We start from the raw sequence: 18,241 nt of genomic DNA on the forward strand, positions 1-18,241 counted from the left end.
TGGTGGCCTCCAAGTACGCGACGCGGACACGATCGTTGTCGATGGCACTCCGGTCCGTTTGAACGGCGTGGATGCGCCGGAGCTTGGCACTCGTTCTGGTCAGGATGCCAAGCGCTGGATGGTGAACTTCCTACGCGGCAAGAACATCGAGTGCAGTCTCAATGGCGAGCGCACATATGATCGCTGGGTTGGAGTTTGTTACGCGGACGGACAAGACATTGGTGCTGCAGTGATTGCTGCGGGGCATGCTCTGGATTGCGCGAGGTACTCGGGGGGGCGATACAGGCACTTGGAGACATCTGCGGCCAAATCTCGGTTGAGACGCGCAGGGTACTGCCGGTAAGGTGCCAAACTTCGCTGTCGAGCCGTCACCCAGAAGAATTCACCGAACGTCTACAGTGAACCCTGTGCTAGCTGTCTGCGAGGGTTCCGGGGTCACCTAGTTCATTCGATGTTATTTGTTACTGGTCTCAGGCTGCAAATTGCTAGACGGTTCAGATTGCAAAATAAAACTTCTGGTAGATAAGATCACAAGAAAGAAAACTTTGGGGTGTACATGAAACTTGTCATAACAACTGCAATATCGATGCTCATTGCGACTACAGCATTCGCGGAAATTAAATATCTCGAGAGCGGCATTGGTATTACCTTTGAAGGCTGCGACTGGGAAAAAATAGTCAACTTGAAAAATGGTTACGTGTGGGAGTGTTCTGAATACGGGTACACCTATCATTACGGCACGCTGACCGTGCTGGAGGTGAACGGAAACGCCAAGCTATGTGTCGGGGATGTGGAAGAGGCAATGGAAGAGTACCCGAACGGTGACTGCTTCGAAGGCACTCTCTATAAATGGCGATAAGGACTAAATTACGGGGAAGAAGTATTCTGCTTCTCGAAATGAGACGGTGGAGCGATGACCCCGCTTATACAAACCTCACGTCTACGCAGTACGCAGAGCAGTCGTAGATGTGGATCTTTCCATGGTCCGCTCTGCGAGGAATCTACTGGTTTGGCGGCAGGATGGACTCGTGAATTTCACCGGGCGGCAAGTGTAACCGTGAGTACTTCCCGGCGAACACCGGTGGGGCAACTGGGCGGGTGAAGCGCAGGACGTTCGAGGATTTGCGGAAAGAGTGACGGATGAAGAACTTGGAGGGAGCCACTGCGGCTCCTTCCTTTTTTGTAGGTGCATCCGGATTAATTTGCTTGGTAGCCCAACTTGTGAGGGGTAATGCCCCACGTTGAGTTCGACATCGGCCCTTTAGTGGCTCCGATTGTTGATCCATAAGCCTGCACGGGCGAACCGTCGTTGGTGGCTCGAGCAAAAAAGTATCGCTTCTTGCCAAAGATATCCCGGTACTCGGTTTTTAGTGTTAGGAAAATCTTGGTTCCACCAGACCACAAACCTTCAAGTTCCGTCGCATTTAGCTCACAAGACTGCATAGACGCAGAAACACCTGCGCCACCACCGATAATCGAAGAGTTCTGGTCGGCAGGAGGCAATGGGTTGGAGTTGAATAGTGGTTTTTCGGCAGGCCCGCAGCTTATCTCTGGGAAAGTCCGAAACTCGTATGCTGGTGTCTTTCCTTGATTGACCAATTCAATTCTTGCCGTCGCCTGAAATGTGCCAGGATTGCTAGTGGGTTGCACTTCAACCACGCCACTAACCACGCTGACGTATGCCCGCAGTTCTCGCCTGTGAGACGCTTGTGCATTTCTCACCAAAAGGACGTTCGCAAACGCGATAATCAGAGTAATCGCAACTAAGATGACGTTTGTCTTGCTGTCAGTGTCTAAGGCAAGAAACGCGGCCCAATTGGCACTAACGGTGCTTTGTATTTGATCTAACATTTTTTGAATGCTTACGGCTGGATGCTCTTGGTTTCGTCCGCTTAGCGCCTGTCAAAATTCCTTAGCGACTTCCAGTGAAAAACGGTCAACAAGCCGCTCCTAAATGAAATCAAATTTCAACCGCTCTACGGCTTCCTTCCGAACTTTCAGGCTGGGGCCTTCACCGTAAGACCCCGCAACATCGCCCGAACCGTGTCCAGTGATGAAGTCGTTTATCTCCTTTGATACACCGGCATCCCTCAGCATGTCCTTGAAGTTTCCTCGAAGTGAGTGAATGACCTTTGTTGGGTCCTCAGTGACCCTACGTACCCACGGCATCAGTGCCTTGGAGGCAGGACCCTGTGTCTTGCCGTCGCGGTCGCGTGGGAACTCAGGGAACATCTGACCGGACTTACCCGTCGCGATCCATGTGAGGGCAGGGTGGACCGGCACCCGTCGCTTAGACCCCGAGTTCTTCACGATGGACCCTGTGAGGTCGAAGTAGAGAACACCTTGATCTTCGTCCTCTTTGACATCCTCCCAAGTCAACAGAGCGGCTTCATCTAGCCTCATGCCGGTGCTGGCTAGGATCGACAGCAGGGATCGCAGGTGAGGCTCCATAGGCTGCGCAAAGAGAGCCTTGAGTTCTCGCTTGGTGAATGGTGTGTAGCTTTGCTTTTTGGTTCCGAGATTCTTGTCCAGCTTGATCCCTGCAAACACGTTGTGAGGAACCCAACCTTTACGGACTGCATGGTCGAACATACGGCGTACGTAGCCAATCTTCTTGTCTATAGTCTTTCGGCTCTTTGTTGCTCCAACATACTCCGCGAACTCGTGAACCATCACCGCAGTGACGTCAGGCAGGGCAATGTCTCCCGCGAAGTCCTTGAACTGCTCAAGAGCGTGTTCTGCTTCGCGCTGAGTCTTGATCGTGCTGTACGGATTGGTCTCAAGGTACTCCTTAGAGGCGCTTGCGAGGTAAACTGTTCCCGATGCAGCCGTCCGCTCGGTGCCGCCAGCCTTCCACTCTTGGTAGACCTTGAGAGCTTCTATGGCCTGCTCGTTGACTACCTCGACAGCAACGTCATTTTCTTCATTCTCACCGTATTCAAGGTTCTTGTGGTACTTGATGAGGTCCTCAAGTTCCCCGATGTCCTCCATACGTTGAACCTCGTCGGCGTCGCCGATCCAGCCGAGTAGATCACTGATCACGTCGCGCGGATCAGGCTTGCAGTTGTCCAGTTGGGCGTAAAGATCAGCAGATATGTTGTGTTGCCTGCGCTTGGCATCAGCCAAATCACTTGTACCCGTGGACTTCTTGAGTTGCTTCCTGCCGTTAAAATGTTGGCGAAGCTCGGTGGGGATCGTCAGGAGAACGTAATACTTGCCTTTGTTCTTCGCCAAAGTCGTTGCGGGGTAGTCAAGCACCTGTATCCTCCAAAGTATCCTCCGTGAGATACTCCAAGTGTCTAATATATTGAGAAAAAGAGCAATAAGGATAAGTGGAGGCGAGTACCGGAATCGAACCGGTGTACACGGATTTGCAATCCAGAAAGAGAATAAGCGAAAACAACGGCTTAAGGGTGCAAAACACCCCCTGACAAAAAGTGAACAAAAAGCGAAAGTTTCAAAGCCAGTTTCGCAGATTCAAAATGAAAAAGGCCCCGTCACAGCGGCAACTGTGAACCGGGGCCAAATAGAAAAAGCCTGTCAGCTTTCGCAGTACGTTAGCATGAGCAAGCGCCACACCGCAAACGCTCAGTCCGCCTTTTCGCGGCCGTTGACCGGTGAGGTGGTCCAATGAGCTGGCGCATCGCAAATGAGTGCGCCGAGCGCCGCTTTGGCAGCGCTGCGCGCAAGCAGATCATCATGTTCCTGGCTGATAAGGCGAGCGACGACGGCTCTGGTATCTGGTGTTCGAAGGGCACGATCCAGCGCCACACAGAGCTCAGCGAGAGCACGGTCAAGCGCACCATCATCGACTTCCTACGAGAAGGCATTCTGATCGAGACAGGGCGGCGGCACTGCAAGAATGGCTACACCGTCATTTACCGCATTGTTCTGGAGCGCGTGGCCGCGCTTGAACCCACGGCCGAGCCCGACATCGACACGGGGGTCACTGTGAACCCCGTCCAGCCTGAACCCGGTACGGGGTCCACGGTGAACGGGGTACGGGGTTCACGGTGGACCCCAAACCATCCTAAAACCATCCATAAACCACCTACGCGCAAGCGCGAGGCGGCGGAGGAGGTTGAAGATCTTGAGGCTGAGAAGATCTTGGCGGCCTATCCCGAAGACAGGATCCGAGACCGGCGGACCAGTCTGCGCCTTATTGCAGCGGCTGTGAAAGCCGGTGTGGAGCCCGATGACCTGAAGCAAGCGATCAAAGCCTATGCCAAGGAAAGCGAGGGCTATACACGCAGCAAGGTCTGCTTCTCCGACAACTGGTTCAAGATGCGCCGGTGGGAGAAGGGGCTTGCCCAGGTGCAGGCTGACCGCGAGAAGGCGCGAGAGGCCGAAGCCAAAGGCCGTGCGAGCCTCGCCGAGTGGATTCACGAGCGCCATCCCCTGTGCCGCCACATCACCAACCGGCAGATCGAGGATTTGATCGCGTCAAAACTGGTGACGCCTGAACAGGTTCGCGCGGCGGGGCTGGAGGTATGAGTGCAGCTCGCATGTTACGCTGTGGCGCAAAATTTATATTTTTACGTTGCAGCGTAATTTGCCTTGATTTACGCTGTGCCGTAAAAGGAGCCGCATCATGGACCTCACTGCACGAACGGCCGAGCAGATCGGCGTGGCACTACGCCGGACGCGCAAAGCGCGCGGCTGGACCCAAAGCGATATCAGCGCGCGCACTAATTTGCGCGTCGCAACAATTTCGTCGCTCGAGAATGGCGACGCGGGAGCGAAGCTCGCCACAGTGCTCGCCGTCATGGCGGCACTTGGGCTTGAGTTCCGATTGGTGGAGCGCGGTGGCTCACTTGAGATTGAGGATATCTTCTGATGGCCAAACACGGGCGTAGTGGCACAATGCAAGTGCTTCTGAACGGACGGTTGGTAGGGTCTTTGCGTCTCGCTGGTTCAGGCGCGATCAGCTTTACCTATGATCCGGAATGGTTGGCATGGGAACATGCCATGCCTATCTCGCTTTCGCTGCCTTTGCGTGAAGAGGCGCACCAAGGTGGCCCTGTCATTGCCTACCTGGAAAACCTGTTGCCCGACAATCAGGCGATACGTGAACGTGTCGCCGCTCGGGTGCGCGCTGGAGGTACAGACGCATGGCACATGCTGGAGAAGATCGGGCGCGATTGCGTAGGCGCCTTGCAGTTTGTTTCGGGTGAGATCCCCGAAGTTGGCGCGCTCGAGGGCGAGCCCGTGTCTGAGGCGCAGATAGCGGATATGCTGCGCAACCTTGCAAGTGCTCCGCTTGGCTTGGATGAGGAAGACGACTTTCGCATTTCCATTGCAGGGGCACAGGAGAAAACGGCGCTGCTGAGCCATGAGGGCGCATGGATCCGTCCATCGGGGCTTACCCCAACGACCCATATCCTCAAGACCCAGCTGGGTGTTTTGCCCGCAGGGATCGATTTGTCCGACAGCGTCGAGAACGAGTATTTCTGCATGAGCTTTTGCCGTGCCATGGGCATGGATGTCGCGGAGGTCGAGATTGCCGACTTTGAAGACGTGCGGAGCCTTGTCGTGACGCGGTTTGATCGGCGCTGGACCAAGGATGGCCGATTGATCCGCCTCCCGCAGGAAGACTTTTGTCAGGCGCTCTCGGTCCCACCCAGTCAAAAATACCAAATGGATGGCGGGCCAGGGATCACCGAAGGGGTCGGGTTGCTGAAGGGCAGTGATGACCCCGAGGCGGATCAGCGCGCCTTCTTCCGTGCGCAGGTCCTGTTTTGGCTTTTGGGAGCGACAGACGGGCACGCCAAGAATTTCAGCATCGCCTTGCGCCCTGGCGGTTTCCGTATGACCCCGCTGTATGACGTGCTGAGCGCCCAGAAAGCCGTGGATGACGGTCAAATACGTCAGAACCGGATGCGCCTCGCGATGGCGGTCGACGGGCACTATCGGATCAATGAGGTGGTGCCTCGCCATTTCCTGCAGGCTGCAAAGGCGGCTGGTTTTGGTGTGGCGCTGGCGGAAGAGGTCTTGTCGGACATCGCGACGGAGCTTGAACCCGCCTTGGATAAGACACTCGTAGACTTGCCGGATGGGTTCCCACAGCCATTGGCCGAAGCCTTCGTTGCTGGAGTACGGCGTCGGGCGGCTGCCTTCGATGCCGTATGATCCGAAGATCATATTTCCGCTTTATGATCGGTAGATCATATTGGCTTCGAGCAGTCTGCAGTCCCGATGCAGATCTTGAAACTTCCAATGCCAGTCTTGATCGGCTAGCTCAGAGACGGATAGCCAAGCTCAGACCCTCTACGCCGCGTTTCTGATTGCTGATCATAAGCGGGCAACCGTGTCAGACGCGGAGCAAGCACCGCTTCAACAAGAAAATTCCCCTGCGCCAGCGAATTCCTCGCGAGGCAATTTTCTCGCTGACATCCCCTTGGTGCCCGCTTTGGCCATGTTCATCGAAACACTCAAGGTGAGGATTGAAAATTGGCTACGCAAACTCTGAAACTGAACGTCAAATCCGGCGAAAAAGACGGCAAGAACTTCAGGGACCGCTGCGGTGTCCTCTTCGTCAACACCGACGACAGCGGCAACATCCCGCATCTGAAAAGCTGGAGATCATCCGTTTGGTTGAGCAGCCACATCTGCCAACCAAACGAACCCTGGATAAGCTCGGCATTCCCAAAACCACATTCTATCGCTGGTATGATCGGTGTCTGGCGGGCGGTCCGGAGGCCCTGGAGGATCGCAGTCCCAGACCTTCACGGGTCTGGAATCGGGTTCCCGACCCGGTTCGTCGGAGGATCGTGGATCTGGCTCTGGCGGAAAGCGAGCTATCGCCTCGGAAGCTGGCCGTGCGCTTCACGGACACGGCAAAGTACTTTGTCTCAGAGTCTACGGTGTATCGTGTTCTCAAAGAGCAGGATCTGATCACCAGCCCAGCTTATGTGGTTTTGGCAGCTGTAGACGAGTTCAAAGACAAGACGACAGCCCCAAACCAGCTTTGGCAAACCGACTTCACTTACCTGAAGGTGATTGGTTGGGGTTGGTTCTATCTCAGTACGATCCTGGACGACTACAGCCGCTACATCATCGCCTGGAAACTCTGCACCACGATGAAGGCGGCCGACGTCACCGACACGTTGGATCTGGCCCTGCAAGCTTCCGGCTGTGATCAGGCAACGGTCCTGCACAAGCCAAGACTGCTGAGCGATAACGGGTCCAGCTACATCTCGGGTGAACTGGCCGAATGGCTTGAAGATCAGAAGATGGAACACGTCCGGGGCGCACCGTATCACCCGCAAACCCCGGGCAAGATCGAACGCTGGCATCAGACCATGAAGAACCGGGTTCTGCTGGAAAACTACTTCTTGCCCGGCGACCTGGAACGTCAGATCGGCACCTTCGTCGATCACTACAATCACAGGCGCTGTCACGAGAGCCTACAAAACCTCACGCCCGCAGATGTCTACTTCGGGCGCGGGCAAACCATCCTAAAACAACGAGAAAGGATCAAACGAAAGACCATCGAAACGCGACGCTTGCTTCACCGCAAATCCGCCGCATAATCACACCAACCAGATGAGCCAGATCCTAGCCCCTCTCAGGCCCAAAACCCCTGACGACGGACAGGTGATACCCTCATGGCTTCCCGGCTGCCATCCCAGCATACGGCCACCTTTTCAGGAGAAACCTGACCTTCAAAGGCCTATGGCAGAACCAGCACGGGGTGCCCGGACCCAACGGCTGAATGTTCAACAAGCTTTGCGTGATCATGAACTGACCGCTTCTCATGCTTTGCGTAGCCGGCGTCGCCATCTATCGATCGGACCACATCCGCCTCCGTAAGAACGGTGACTGCGGGTTTAAGATCAGCAGCCGATGCGAATCCCTCGCGATCAAGGCGCAGAACGTTAGGGCGGAACGCCATTTACTGACGAGTGTCAGGAAACAAACAGGTCACCATTTGCTCGTAAGCGCGATTTATATCGCTTGAAAGGCAAGAACGCGCTTCCGACTTATTGCCTTCTTTGATCGCTGACAGCAACTGAAAGTGGATTTCGTTCGAAATCTGCAGGTGACCTCGGATATTCAGAAGATGAAAATAGGGGGATACGCGTAGCCACAGGTTGCGAATGATCTCGAGCGCGACAGGATTTCCTGATTGCTCGTAAATCGTAAAGTGGAACAAGTAGTTAGAATGTATGAAACCGTGATTGTCAGACGCTTGTTCGGCTTGGACCATTTCCGTGAGATGATCTTCCAGTGACCGAATGAATTCTGGCGTCTGATTGTCGATCGCCCAAGACAGTGCTGCTGGTTCAATTTCGCAGCGCACATCTCGAAGATATCTCAAGTCCTGTCGTTCGAGTTTAGGGACTCCCATGGACCGACCTGACAGGTGTGTCAGTGCCCCACTATGGGCTAGTCGCGCCATCGCTTCGCGAATTGGCATAGGGCTCACACTAAGCGCCTCACTCAACGTTGCGACCGTTACGGGCTGACCAGGTTCTAGCCCGCCTTCGAGGATAAGCTCGCACAGTTTACTAAACACGATATCCTGCAGGTTTTCGCGCTTGAGCGGCTGCATTTTTGAAAGGTCATGCATGTATTTTTTATATGCCTCGCATACCGCTTTTGTCCATCTAAAATTTTATCGTTGACCTTTGATCAAATATCAAACATGAATCATCAAGACGCGCGGCAAATCAAAAGGAGGGCTATTTGCTGCACGTTGCCAGATTGTTTGCCTTAGGCGGAGCCGCCTGTTTGCGCCGCCAATAGGAGATTCGGCCCGGACGTTGCGTTCCTTCCGGGGAGGTGACGATGGGCTGGATGCTCCCGTGAGGAGGTGCAAATCTGTCGCAGATACCGCTGTTGTCGACATGGCGGCTGAAACACCCGGCCTAGTTATTTGGCCTGCAAAAAAAGAGTAAAAAGGAGAGGAGCTCATGATCAAAGATTTAACCAAAACCCTTCTGGTAGGTCTCGCCGTTACCGCTGCGGGTGCCACGACGGCCGCCGCACAAACGACGCTGCGTATCCAGAACCACCTGGGGCAATCGTCACCTTACGGCGTCGCAATCCAGAAGTTTGTCGAAGACGTAGCCACCATGTCGGACGGCGCGCTTCAGATCGAGATGTTCTATTCGTCGGCGGTGGTTCCGACCACGGAAACTTTTGACGCCGCAAAAAACGGAATCATCGATTGTGACATGACCAACGGCGGCTACCAAGTAGGTAAGAATGCGGCATTCCAGTTTGTCGCAGATACGATGGGCGGCTACGATACGCCGCTGCAACTCATGTCTTGGATCTATCAGGGCGGTGGCAGAGAAGCGATCAACGAACTTTATGCGACTCATAACATGACCTACGTTGGGGGCCATGTTGGCGGTCATGAATCGCTGAACTCCTCTCGTCCGCTGAACGGTATCTCCGATCTGGAAAACTTCAAGTTCCGTTCGCCTCCGGGTATGGAATCAGACATCTTCGCCAGCCTCGGCGCCAAGCCTGTCGTCATGGATTTCACCGAGATCGTCACGGCGCTTGAGTCGGGCATCATCGATGGCGCCGACGCGTCGACGCTTGCGACCAACCTGAACATCGGCATTTACGATGTTGCCAAGCACACCACCTACCCGGGCTTCCACTCGATGTCGGCAGACCACCTGGCATGCCGCTCCGATGTCTGGAACGCACTGTCGGACCAGCACAAGACAATCATCGAAGTGGCTGAAAAGGCGCTGGCGATGGAAGTGATGATGTCGACGCTGATCCAAAATGGTGAGGCGCTGCAGAAATTGCCCGAGATGGGTGTGACCACATACAACTGGTCGGAAGAAGACCGTGCGACTTTCCGAAACGCTGCGTTGGCCGCGTGGAAGGATTGGGGTGCTAAATCCCCCGAAGCTGGCAAGCTGGTTCAAAGCCACGTCGAATTCCTTCAGCGCATCGGCCTGCTGGAGTGACTGCGCAGAGGTGAAAAAATTGAAAACCACCGGCGGTTCCCGCCGGTGGCACTTATAAAAACCGAACCCAAACGCTGGTGAATACGCGTTTACGCTGGGAGGCCAAGAAAATGACCGAACATGAAAAGACAGGTCCGCTGGATCCGATCACATGGGGCATCAGCCGAGTTGCAATGTGGCTCCCGGCATTCATCGTCTCGATCATCTTTCTGGAAGTCGTTTTACGCTACCTATTCTTGCGGCCAACGCTATGGGTCAATGAGACCTCGCTTTGGGTCGCGGGCGCTGTGTATCTGATGGCCGGTCTCTACTCTATGCAGCAGCGTAGTCACATCCGGATATTCATTCTCTATGATTTGGCACCGCTCTGGCTGCGGCGGATTTTCGATATCCTCTCAACCTTCTGCGTGTGCATTTTCGCGGCGGCGCTGATTTGGGGTGGATACAATGAGGCCGTTGAAAAACTCCTGAGTTGGGAGCGGTACGGCACGAAGTTCAATCCACCGATACCGGCCACCATCAAACCACTCATCCTAATCACAATGGCGCTCTTGGCGCTCCAGGCGATTTCTAACCTGATTTACGATTGGAGCACCGATCAGGGAGAGAAACACTACGGCGAAGAGGACTTCGAAGAGCTGCTCGAAGACCTCGCTGTAGATCATCTGGATGCACGCCCGGCGGGAATAGCGGCGGACCATGAAGACTGGATTGACGGCGCATCAGAAGGAGAAGTCCAGGATAGCGACGACTTCTCCCCTTCCGACAGCAAAAAAGAATAACCCCGAGAAGCGCGGAAAGGAAAGACGCAATTATGGACATTGGAACGATTTCGCTCGTCTTGCTGGTAGGAATGCTCGTCCTACTTGCGATTGGTATGCCGCTGGGATTTGCCTCAGGTTTTCTGGCCGTTGTCGTCATGGTCATGAAGTTTGGCCCCGACCTCCTCTTCGGTCAATTTGGCACCGGTCCGCTGAATATTCTGCTTCAGCGAATTTACGGGATTACGACAAGTTATGTCCTGGTCTCAGTGCCGCTGTTCATATTCATGGCGAACTTGCTCGAACGTTCAGGCATCGCGCGGGACATGTACTCGACCCTCGACGTTTGGCTTAATCGCACCCGCGGTGGAGTTGCCGTCGTCACCGCGCTCATGGCGGTTGTCATGGCGGCAATGTCCGGCATCATCGGTGGCGAGGTGGTGCTTCTGGGACTGATCGCGCTGCCACAAATGTTACGGCTTGGCTACAATCAGAACCTTGCCATCGGAACCATCTGTGCCTCCGGCTCTCTGGGGACAATGATTCCGCCGTCAATCGTTCTGATTTTCTACGGCCTGGTTACCGACACGTCCATCCATGCGCTGTTCCAGGCAGCCTTTGTCCCGGGATTCATACTCGCGTTCAGCTACATTGCGTACATTTTGATCCGAACCCGAATCCAACCTGATCTGGCGCCTTTACCAGAGACTTCCGAGAATGACTTGTCAGGTGAAGAAAAGCGTTTGTACGGCCTCGCCCTGATTGCCATGATCGTCGGCACAGGGTCCTTGATCTTGTCCCTGCGTGCGGTCTTCTTCAACACGCTCGGGACGATTGAGATTGACACGAGCTATGTATCCCTTGGCTTCATGATCAAGTCCGCCATTCTTTCGGCCGCGCTTTTTGCCTACCTCATGTTAGTTGTTGGTCTTGAAAGAGCCAAGACAGCTTGGGAATACGGCAAGGGCATGGTTGCGCCTCTCCTGATCGTTTTCGTGGTCCTAGGCTCCATCTATGGCGGAATAACCGGGATCACCGAGGCCGCCGGAATCGGTTCGGTTGCAGTGCTGTTGCTGATCATTTTCCGCGGTGAATTCTCTTGGGTTCTGCTACGCGAAGCGTCGATGCGAACGTTCAAATCCACCGGGACAATCATATGGGTGACAATCGGCGCGACTGCGCTCGCCGGTGCCTATACGATCGCCGGCGGCCCGACCTATGTAGCCAACCTGATCGTTGGGCTGGAGATGCCGACGCTTGGCGTGCTACTGATCATGATGCTGGTGTTCCTGTTTATGGGCGCCTTTATGGACTGGACCGGAATCGTGCTGCTGGTCATGCCCGTTTTCCTTCCGATCGTCCTCAAGCTTCCTTGGGAGGAACTGGGGTTGACCGGTGGGCTTGAATCGCAGTTGGCGGTTCAAGTCTGGTTTGGCGTGCTGTTTTGCGTGAACATGCAGGTCAGCTTTCTGTCACCACCGTTCGGCGGCGCGGCCTTCTATCTTAAGTCCGTTGCTCCTCCGCACATCACGCTGCCGGATATTTTCAAGAGCTTTCTGCCCTTCATAGGCATTCAGATCATGGTGCTGATGCTCATCCTCCTGGTTCCGCAAATCACGACCCTGTTTCTTCACTAGAGGCAAGTCGGGCCTCCGTTTCCTCCCAGACGGGGGCCCGAGAATCTCTGGTGTGGTGGGGAGATGGAGAAAAACGAACCAGTTCGCAAACGCATCGGTACGCCTTCGTTCAATCAGTTTCCTGCATTTGGGCGTACGGAAGACCGGTTCAATCGAACAGACGCCGCCACTTGAAAACAGGGGTCTCCTAAAGGCTTTTTTGCCCTGCAACGGTTGATGGAAGCCGTCTTCTCAAGAGGCCTGCACGAGCATGTGCAGGTTCTTCAGCGGATAGAAAGTTTTGAGGTGGAGGGCTTTCTTCGGCCATTGACAGTTTAAATGATCTTTGATCAAATATCAAAAGGGTAAATTCAACACATGCCCGGCAGATCCAAAGGAGTAGGCTTTGTTGCAGACACTCGCGAAGAAAACCGCGCTCACCACAACGTTGACCAGCATCGAAGGCGCAGCGGTAGAGGTGGAGTCACAAAAAATCCTTTTCTTGAAACGCTTTATCGGAAACCACCGGCGGGCCGAGGCACCAAGTATGGTGACGGCCTTAACCTCGCGGCCCGATTGTGCCGCTTGAGCCGAACCTCGGAGTTTAAAACATGGTGCAAGCCCCTAATGCCGTCTTTCTTGGTCGGATCGCCGTCGATCTCTATGGCGAGCAATTTCACAGTCCTTTGGAGGAAACCCGAAGTTTTGCACGTTACCCGGGTGGCTCCAGTGGCAACATGGCAATAGCAGCGGCGCGAGCTGGCGCAACGGTCGGGCTGATTTCGGCGGTCGGGAGCGATCCAATGGGCCGCTACCTGATGCGTTCATTGCGTCGAGAAGGCATTGATACACGTGCCATGACCGTGAATGGGGACCGGAGAACGGCCCTAGCTTTTCTTGGTATGCTCAACGGCGAGGCCGACCAGCTGGACTTCTACCGGGCCAATTCTGCGGACGCGTGTATCGAGTTTGACAAGATCCCGACGGATTACTTTGTGAACGCCCAGTTCCTAGCGCTAACCGGGACTCATGTGGCCGACGCGGAGGCTTGGCGAGCGGCCTCGCCGATTGTGGATGCTGCTGAGGCGGCAGAGGTGCCCCTGGTGTTGGATATCGATTTACGCCGCTCATTATGGTCGGAATTCCAACTCGGGTTGGAAGGGTCAGTGGCGCGCGTGCGCGACCTGCTGCCTCGGGTTTCCATAGTCGTTGGCAACGAAGAGGAGATAGCGCTGATCCTTTCCGGTGACATAACACTTCCCGCCGATGTCACGGTGGTCAGAAAGCTCGGGCCGAACGGGGCGCGCTGGTCGGGAGCCGATGCCGAATTTCAGGTTGCAGGGCACAAAATCGATGTCGTCAATCCGGTAGGAGCAGGGGATGCGTTCTTAGGCAATCTTACTGCCGCGTTGCTTGTCGGCGCGTCGCCACAGGTGGCGTTGGCCAGAGGTAACGCCGCCGGAGCGCTGGTGGCCACGAGGCATGGCTGTGCAACGGAAATGCCTTATCCCGACGAACTCGACCTCTTCCTGGATGGAGTTGCCCAGGATGATCCGGAGCTGAGTCAACTGCACCGAGCGCACAGTAGGCCGCCGCTGGAGGTACCTGTGCTGGCTCTGGCATGTGACCATCGAAAGCCCTTCGATGAGCTCGTAAGAAAACACAATCGGCCGCACGAACACGCCCAACGTTTTAAAAACCTGGTCTTCAAGGCAATGCGCTTGGGAGCAAAGGGCGTAACGGGGATGCAGCCCGGTATGCTCATGGACCCGAAATATGGGCAAACCGTGCTCGACCGGCTTGCGGACGACGGTATCTGGACCGGGCGTCCCATCGAGGTGACCGGATCGCGCCCCTTGATCTGCGAAGCGGGGCACGCGCTGGCACAAGACGTTGCGAGCTGGCGTCCGGGACAGGTTGCTAAAGTTCTGGTCTGGTATTCTCCTGACGATCCCGACGAGCTGCGCGCTCAGCAGTTCGACACGCTGAAGTATCTCCAGGCGTCCTGTCGCGCCGCAGGCGCTGAATGGATGCTGGAACTCGTGCCACCGCTCAACATGCCGCGCGATGACGAAACCCTCATCCGGGGCGTGTCTCAGTGCTACGAAACCGGATTGCGGCCCGACTGGTGGAAATTGCCCGCGCTGACCACTTCGGACGGTTGGACGCAGTTGGACGAGACGATCCGCGAACACGACGACACCTGTCGAGGAGTGATTGTGTTGGGGCTGAACGAACCCGCTGATTTGCTTGAAGCTGCATTGCGCCTCGCCGGTAAGAGTGCCTGCTGTCAAGGTTTTGCGATTGGCCGGACAATTTTCGGTGGTCCCGCAGAATCGTGGTTTTCCGGCGGCATCGACGACGCGGAAGCGGTGGACCGCATGGCTGTCACTTACAAACGACTGATTGAATTTTTCCTGGAAGGGAGGAGTATGAAATGATGCAAGGTGTCACCAAGCGCAGCGAAAAAGCCGGGGATGTCGACCTCGTGGAGTGGCCCGAGCCGGTCGCACGACCCGATCATGTGGTTCTTGAGGTGGCCGCCGCAGGTATCTGCGGCACGGACCTTCATATCTACCGCAACGAATACAATGTGAAACCGCCTGTTGTGATGGGCCATGAGGTCTGTGGCAGAGTCGTCCAAACTGGAGAAGGAGTTGACAAGGCACTGATCGGGCAGCGCTTTGTTGCCGAAACCTTCTTTTCAACTTGCGAAACCTGTCGCTATTGCCGGAGCGGGAGGCCCAATCTTTGTCTCGATCGTCGCTCCATCGGAAGCCACGTTAACGGTGCAATGGCGCCATTAGTTGAAGTCCCGGTTGGCAGTTTGCACTGCGTGCCGGCGGCGATGTCAGATGCCGCTGCCAGCCTCGCCGAGCCGGTGGCCTGCGTCACAAACTCGATGTTTGGTACACACGGATATGTCGAACCGTCGCAGCCCACCTTGGTGATTGGACCCGGGTCTATCGGACTGATTGCTGCACAGGTGGCCGCCGCGCAAGGAGCGGATGTCACCGTTCGCGGGACAGATCGCGACGCACCTCGCCTTGATCTGGCCCAGAAACTTGGCTTCAACGTTTCGAAAGTGGGCGATGGCTTGCCGCATGACCGCTTTGAGACGGTGATCGAATGCTCCGGCAATGCTCTTGGATACGCCGATGCGCTCAGGTTTGCGGCGCGTACCGGGCATATTGTGCAAATGGGATTGTCGGGGAAATCCTCGGACCTGCCGTCGGATCTTATTTGCTACAAAGAGCTCACGATCACCTCTGGTTTCGCCTCAACGCCGCGTTCGTGGCACAGGGCCATGGCGCTGATGAACTCCGGCGCTATCGACCTTGAGAGCCTTGTCACGGATGTATTTCCATTGTCCGACTGGCGAAGCGGCTTTGACCGATCTTTCGCCGCAGATGGCGTGAAGTTCGTTCTCGCTAACTTGTAAACTCAATTACTATTCCGAAGTACCTGCGTGGCACTGCCTTAGGAAACCAGTTTGAGGCGGTGTCCGTCGTCAGATGATTTGGGACACGAGAGGTTGCTTGATCCTCTCGGCCACCGAATTTCCGGAGCCAATATAGGTGCGGGTGGCACCGGCTTTTCGGGATCGGGGCCCGAGAGGATATCGATGCCGGTCCCATCAACTTCATCACGAGCGGTCAGGTCGCCGAAAGCTGAAGCGCCGCTTACAAAAAGCAAACCTGTCCAACCATGGATTGTCGCTTTTCGCAGCCCGGTTGGCTTCCCGTCTACGAGGAAAAGCTGGATTGTTCGACCGAATGAGCCCTCTGTTTGCACGATTTGTTCCTTGAAAACATGATTCTAATAATTTCTTGCACAGCTCACTCTAACCACGAAATTACATGATTGTCGTCCCGTGAGGACGGCTTTCCCATACGGACTGCACCGAGGCTCAACGGGCCGTTGGCCCGCTCCCCCCGATCCAGGCATCATTCCTTTTGTTGGGTCCGCCCAACATCCCTGACCGTGGCGGTCAACCTTAGTCCATCCCCAAAATCAGCCACAAATTTCCCCTGTCTCGCTGGCGAGCCATTCCTCGCGGGGCAAATTGGCGTCTGATTTTGGCGCAGACATTTTCTTCGCAAATGTGGCCGATTGACAGCCCCGTTCAGGGCCGTGGGTCGGGCTTTGCCCTCTCCCACTCAGTTCCGCCGAATACATGCGTATTTGGTCAGATCAGGTGGCCGAGGCGCAGCCCATCGGCGGAAAGGGGCGTGAAGCCTCTCCCGCGTCACTTTGATCGAGGAGGCCACAAATGGCACCGAAGTTTGATGTATATGCCCACGTCACCGACACCATTATTGCAGAGATTGAGGCAGGCACGCCGCCATGGCGCAAGCCGTGGACTGGGAGCGCGTCGGGCATTGCCCTGCCAACCCGACACAATGGCGAGGAGTATCGCGGGATTAACATCTTGATGCTCTGGGTCATGGCAGCAAAGCATGGCTATGTGTCCAGCCGCTGGATGACCTACAAGCAGGCGCAAGAGCTGGGCGGCCAAGTCCGCAAAGGCGAGACGTCTTCGACTGTGGTCAAATACGGGACGTTCACCCGAGAGAACGAGCAGGGTATTGAGGAAGAACTGCCCTATGCGCGCGCCTATCGCGTGTTCAATGCCGATCAGATCGAGGGTTTGCCGGAGGACTACTACATCCGGCCCGAGGCCCCGCGCGATCTTGGCACAGCCGAAGATCCTGAGCTTGAGGCGTTTTTCAGCCGGACAGGGGCAGAGATCCTCACCAGTGATGATCCGCGCGCCTATTACAGCCCAGCCAAAGATCACATCCACATGCCGCCGATTGCCACGTTTCACGATGCAGTAGGCTACTATGGGACGTTGGCCCATGAGGTGATCCATTGGACCGGCAGCGAAAAGCGGCTGGAGCGGATCCAGAAGTTTGCAAATCGAGAAGCCTATGCCTTTGAAGAGCTGGTGGCGGAAATCGGTGCTTGTTTCCTTGGTGCTCAGATTGGCGTCGCGCCGGAATTCGACCAAAGCGCCGCCTATGTTGAAGGGTGGTTGAAAGCGCTCAAGGAGGACAAGCGGGCGATTTTTCGCGCGGCGTCCGAGGCGCAGAAAGCTGCGGACTTTGTTTTGCACGCAGCAGGTCAAAGCAATGAGGTGGCAGCATGATCCCTGATTATCACAGCGATGATTTTGCGACCGCGCGTCTGGAAGACACCGTCAGCCTGCGAAGCGCCGCCTGCGAGGCGCGCGCCACGCTTTATGCGGTGTTGAACCGGCTGGAGCTGAACGATCTGGACGGCGAGGAGCAGCCCTATATCGACGATTGTCTTGGGGCTCTCGCAATCCTTGAGGAGGCGTTGCGATGACCTTGGAAGAGATCAAAACAGCAGTGGACGCGGGCAACCGCGTTCACTGGGTCAACAGCGGGTATGTGGTGACGCGTGATGACCTCGGGCAATACTTCATCACATTCATGCGGAACGGGTCGGCTATCGGCTTGACCGGTCGGGATGGCACCCTCCTGAACGGCGAGCCTGACGAATTTTTCATCGAGGAAAGCGCCGCGGATTGCCATGAAGTACTCTGACATCAGGCAGGCGGCCCGAGAGGGCCGCGCCAGCGTGCACCTGCATGGGTTCTGCAATCTGCCCGATGGCGGGCAGGAGTATTGTGATGATCCAGCACTGATTGATGGTTGGGCGATCTATATCCGAGTTGAGACCCCGGACGACCCGCGACAGCCCTTTGATCTACACGAGCTGCCGGATCATCAAACCTATGCCAGCGCCGAAGGCGCGGTCCGCGCAATAGCGCTGCAATTGCTTGGCGATGCTGAGGCATGGAACCACGATTAGTGGTGCCATGCCTTGCGCATGTGGCCGGGCTTTGCCCGGCGGTCGCAGCCTGTGGCTGCTCCAAACGGAATACAGGCAGTTGATTCAA

Annotated in this window: 19 protein-coding genes and 1 pseudogene; 16 read left to right on the top strand and 4 right to left on the bottom strand. The window is 55.7% G+C overall.

Features of this window, described 5'->3' with window-relative positions; all coding sequences use genetic code 11:
- Window positions 1-58: 58 nt before the first annotated feature.
- Both ACR3E4_RS13860 and ACR3E4_RS13865 read left to right on the top strand, forming a co-directional pair.
- Entirely contained in the window at window positions 59-343 is a 285-nt protein-coding gene (locus ACR3E4_RS13860) for a thermonuclease family protein (RefSeq protein WP_480567108.1), read from the top strand.
- Between the two features lie 213 nt (window positions 344-556).
- Window positions 557-859, top strand: coding sequence for a hypothetical protein (locus ACR3E4_RS13865; protein ID WP_480529761.1), 303 nt, complete (start codon window positions 557-559; stop codon window positions 857-859).
- Window positions 860-1,197: 338 nt separating this feature from the next.
- Here ACR3E4_RS13865 and ACR3E4_RS13870 read toward each other — a convergent pair whose 3' ends face one another.
- Together ACR3E4_RS13870 and ACR3E4_RS13875 are read right to left on the bottom strand one after the other, a co-directional pair.
- A complete protein-coding gene (locus ACR3E4_RS13870) occupies window positions 1,198-1,851 on the bottom strand; it encodes a hypothetical protein (RefSeq protein WP_480529759.1) in 654 nt (217 codons plus the stop codon).
- Between the two features lie 99 nt (window positions 1,852-1,950).
- A complete protein-coding gene (locus tag ACR3E4_RS13875; RefSeq protein WP_480529757.1) occupies window positions 1,951-3,258 on the bottom strand; it encodes a DUF6538 domain-containing protein in 1,308 nt (435 codons plus the stop codon).
- 372 nt (window positions 3,259-3,630) lie between these two features.
- Between ACR3E4_RS13875 and ACR3E4_RS13880 the strand changes: the two genes are divergently transcribed.
- From ACR3E4_RS13880 to ACR3E4_RS13890, 3 genes are all read left to right on the top strand, one after another.
- Window positions 3,631-4,494: a hypothetical protein gene (locus ACR3E4_RS13880; protein ID WP_171727601.1), complete on the top strand. Its 864-nt coding sequence runs from the start codon at window positions 3,631-3,633 to the stop codon at window positions 4,492-4,494.
- 97 nt (window positions 4,495-4,591) lie between these two features.
- Window positions 4,592-4,837: a helix-turn-helix domain-containing protein gene (locus ACR3E4_RS13885; RefSeq protein WP_171727600.1), complete on the top strand. Its 246-nt coding sequence runs from the start codon at window positions 4,592-4,594 to the stop codon at window positions 4,835-4,837.
- On the top strand, window positions 4,837-6,129 hold the full coding sequence (locus tag ACR3E4_RS13890; RefSeq protein WP_171727599.1) for a type II toxin-antitoxin system HipA family toxin: 1,293 nt from the start codon (window positions 4,837-4,839) through the stop codon (window positions 6,127-6,129). Before ACR3E4_RS13885 ends, ACR3E4_RS13890 begins: the two co-directional genes overlap by 1 nt.
- A 204-nt stretch (window positions 6,130-6,333) precedes the next feature.
- On the opposite strand, the gene ACR3E4_RS13895 is transcribed toward ACR3E4_RS13890, so the two are convergent.
- A complete protein-coding gene (locus ACR3E4_RS13895) occupies window positions 6,334-6,567 on the bottom strand; it encodes a hypothetical protein (protein WP_171727551.1) in 234 nt (77 codons plus the stop codon).
- On the opposite strand from ACR3E4_RS13895, the pseudogene ACR3E4_RS13900 reads away from it, so the two are divergent.
- A pseudogene (locus ACR3E4_RS13900) lies at window positions 6,543-7,532 on the top strand (IS3 family transposase); the annotation flags it as partial. The gene ACR3E4_RS13895 and the pseudogene ACR3E4_RS13900 overlap by 25 nt on opposite strands.
- 362 nt (window positions 7,533-7,894) lie before the next feature.
- On the opposite strand, the gene ACR3E4_RS13905 reads toward ACR3E4_RS13900, so the two are convergent.
- Complete coding sequence (locus tag ACR3E4_RS13905) at window positions 7,895-8,572, bottom strand: GntR family transcriptional regulator (RefSeq protein ID WP_480529754.1); 678 nt, start codon at window positions 8,570-8,572, stop codon at window positions 7,895-7,897.
- A gap of 343 nt (window positions 8,573-8,915) precedes the next feature.
- Between ACR3E4_RS13905 and ACR3E4_RS13910 the strand changes: the two genes are divergently transcribed.
- From ACR3E4_RS13910 to ACR3E4_RS13955, 10 genes are all read left to right on the top strand, one after another.
- Entirely contained in the window at window positions 8,916-9,935 is a 1,020-nt protein-coding gene (locus tag ACR3E4_RS13910) for a TRAP transporter substrate-binding protein (RefSeq protein WP_171727597.1), read from the top strand.
- 110 nt (window positions 9,936-10,045) lie between these two features.
- Window positions 10,046-10,717 carry a TRAP transporter small permease subunit gene (locus ACR3E4_RS13915; RefSeq protein ID WP_171727596.1) on the top strand — a complete coding sequence of 224 codons (672 nt, stop codon included), beginning with the start codon at window positions 10,046-10,048 and terminating at the stop codon, window positions 10,715-10,717.
- Window positions 10,718-10,749: 32 nt separating this feature from the next.
- Complete coding sequence (locus ACR3E4_RS13920) at window positions 10,750-12,333, top strand: TRAP transporter large permease (RefSeq protein ID WP_480529752.1); 1,584 nt, start codon at window positions 10,750-10,752, stop codon at window positions 12,331-12,333.
- 385 nt (window positions 12,334-12,718) lie between these two features.
- Complete coding sequence (locus tag ACR3E4_RS13925; protein ID WP_170610005.1) at window positions 12,719-12,901, top strand: hypothetical protein; 183 nt, start codon at window positions 12,719-12,721, stop codon at window positions 12,899-12,901.
- 22 nt (window positions 12,902-12,923) lie between these two features.
- Window positions 12,924-14,753, top strand: coding sequence for a PfkB family carbohydrate kinase (locus tag ACR3E4_RS13930; protein WP_480529749.1), 1,830 nt, complete (start codon window positions 12,924-12,926; stop codon window positions 14,751-14,753).
- Window positions 14,750-15,754, top strand: a complete 1,005-nt coding sequence (locus ACR3E4_RS13935; protein ID WP_171106061.1) for a zinc-dependent alcohol dehydrogenase — start codon at window positions 14,750-14,752, stop codon at window positions 15,752-15,754. The genes ACR3E4_RS13930 and ACR3E4_RS13935 overlap by 4 nt, the downstream gene beginning before the upstream one ends.
- A gap of 831 nt (window positions 15,755-16,585) precedes the next feature.
- The gene (locus ACR3E4_RS13940) at window positions 16,586-17,464 is read left to right on the top strand and encodes an ArdC family protein (protein ID WP_480529747.1); all 879 of its coding nucleotides are present in this window, start codon (window positions 16,586-16,588) and stop codon (window positions 17,462-17,464) included.
- Window positions 17,461-17,664: a hypothetical protein gene (locus ACR3E4_RS13945; RefSeq protein WP_480529745.1), complete on the top strand. Its 204-nt coding sequence runs from the start codon at window positions 17,461-17,463 to the stop codon at window positions 17,662-17,664. The genes ACR3E4_RS13940 and ACR3E4_RS13945 overlap by 4 nt, the downstream gene beginning before the upstream one ends.
- A complete protein-coding gene (locus tag ACR3E4_RS13950) occupies window positions 17,661-17,885 on the top strand; it encodes a hypothetical protein (protein WP_480529743.1) in 225 nt (74 codons plus the stop codon). The genes ACR3E4_RS13945 and ACR3E4_RS13950 overlap by 4 nt, the downstream gene beginning before the upstream one ends.
- On the top strand, window positions 17,872-18,153 hold the full coding sequence (locus tag ACR3E4_RS13955; protein WP_480529741.1) for a hypothetical protein: 282 nt from the start codon (window positions 17,872-17,874) through the stop codon (window positions 18,151-18,153). The genes ACR3E4_RS13950 and ACR3E4_RS13955 overlap by 14 nt, the downstream gene beginning before the upstream one ends.
- Window positions 18,154-18,241 lie beyond the last annotated feature (88 nt).

It is taken from the genome of Ruegeria sp. AP11, from assembly GCF_056535865.1.

Excerpts from the sequence above, each read along its gene's own strand:
- ACR3E4_RS13865 (WP_480529761.1), top strand. The coding sequence starts at position 557 with ATGAAACTTGTCATAACAACTGCAATATCGATGCTCATTGCGACTACA.
- ACR3E4_RS13870 (WP_480529759.1), bottom strand. The coding sequence starts at position 1,851 with ATGTTAGATCAAATACAAAGCACCGTTAGTGCCAATTGGGCCGCGTTT.
- ACR3E4_RS13880 (WP_171727601.1), top strand. The coding sequence starts at position 3,631 with ATGAGCTGGCGCATCGCAAATGAGTGCGCCGAGCGCCGCTTTGGCAGC.
- ACR3E4_RS13885 (WP_171727600.1), top strand. The coding sequence starts at position 4,592 with ATGGACCTCACTGCACGAACGGCCGAGCAGATCGGCGTGGCACTACGC.
- ACR3E4_RS13890 (WP_171727599.1), top strand. The coding sequence starts at position 4,837 with ATGGCCAAACACGGGCGTAGTGGCACAATGCAAGTGCTTCTGAACGGA.
- ACR3E4_RS13895 (WP_171727551.1), bottom strand. The coding sequence starts at position 6,567 with ATGCGGGATGTTGCCGCTGTCGTCGGTGTTGACGAAGAGGACACCGCA.
- ACR3E4_RS13905 (WP_480529754.1), bottom strand. The coding sequence starts at position 8,572 with ATGCATGACCTTTCAAAAATGCAGCCGCTCAAGCGCGAAAACCTGCAG.
- ACR3E4_RS13910 (WP_171727597.1), top strand. The coding sequence starts at position 8,916 with ATGATCAAAGATTTAACCAAAACCCTTCTGGTAGGTCTCGCCGTTACC.
- ACR3E4_RS13915 (WP_171727596.1), top strand. The coding sequence starts at position 10,046 with ATGACCGAACATGAAAAGACAGGTCCGCTGGATCCGATCACATGGGGC.
- ACR3E4_RS13920 (WP_480529752.1), top strand. The coding sequence starts at position 10,750 with ATGGACATTGGAACGATTTCGCTCGTCTTGCTGGTAGGAATGCTCGTC.
- ACR3E4_RS13930 (WP_480529749.1), top strand. The coding sequence starts at position 12,924 with ATGGTGCAAGCCCCTAATGCCGTCTTTCTTGGTCGGATCGCCGTCGAT.
- ACR3E4_RS13935 (WP_171106061.1), top strand. The coding sequence starts at position 14,750 with ATGATGCAAGGTGTCACCAAGCGCAGCGAAAAAGCCGGGGATGTCGAC.
- ACR3E4_RS13940 (WP_480529747.1), top strand. The coding sequence starts at position 16,586 with ATGGCACCGAAGTTTGATGTATATGCCCACGTCACCGACACCATTATT.
- ACR3E4_RS13945 (WP_480529745.1), top strand. The coding sequence starts at position 17,461 with ATGATCCCTGATTATCACAGCGATGATTTTGCGACCGCGCGTCTGGAA.
- ACR3E4_RS13950 (WP_480529743.1), top strand. The coding sequence starts at position 17,661 with ATGACCTTGGAAGAGATCAAAACAGCAGTGGACGCGGGCAACCGCGTT.
- ACR3E4_RS13955 (WP_480529741.1), top strand. The coding sequence starts at position 17,872 with ATGAAGTACTCTGACATCAGGCAGGCGGCCCGAGAGGGCCGCGCCAGC.